The organism is Neisseria sp. P0021.S006 (genome assembly GCF_051956895.1).
On record NZ_JBQCWZ010000716.1, the window covers coordinates 1 to 711 of the forward strand.

General features: G+C 57.4%; 1 pseudogene. It reads left to right on the plus strand.

Going from position 1 to position 711, the window contains the following annotated elements:
- Positions 1-711, plus strand: a pseudogene (locus ACTHUM_RS16665) (lytic transglycosylase domain-containing protein); the annotation flags it as partial.

The following is a 711-nucleotide window of genomic DNA, read 5'->3' on the forward strand; positions in this document are numbered from 1 at the left end:
AGCCAATACCAAAGCGCCATTGATGCCGCCAAACGCGGTGACGATGCTTGGGTACAACAATTTTTATCCCAAGCCAGCGACAGCGCAATGGCTGAAAACGTCCGCAACGAATGGCTGAAAACCTTGGGCGCGCGCGGCCAATGGGATTTGTTCCGTCAAGAATTCAGTAAATTGAACGCCGCCGGCGTCGCCCAAGAAGTGCAATGTTATGCCGATTTGAGCAGCGGCAATTACAGCAAAGCCGCCGAGCTGGTTCGCGTGACCGGCAAACTACCTGCCGGCTGTACCCGCTTGGTTGAAAGTGCGGCAGCTTCAGGTCGTCTGAACACCAACGACGCATGGCGTCGCGTGCGCGGCTTGTTGAGCAACAGTCAAACCACAGATGCACGCAACCTCGCCGCCGCATTGGGCAGCCCGTTTGAAGGTGGAGCGCAAGGTGCGACCGAATACAGCCTGTTGAGCGTGATCGGCAAAGATGCACGCAAATCCGCTTCTGCCGCCGCTACCCTGTCCGACATGGAATCAGGCCTCAGCCGCGAACAACGCAGCTTCGCATGGGGCGTACTGGGCCACTACCATGCACAAAGCCAAAACATGCCGACTGCTTTGAGCTACTACGGCCGCGTTTCCGACCGCAAGCAACTGACCGACGAACAATTAGAATGGTACGCACGCGCCGCTTTGCGCCTGCAACGTTGGGATGAATTGGCA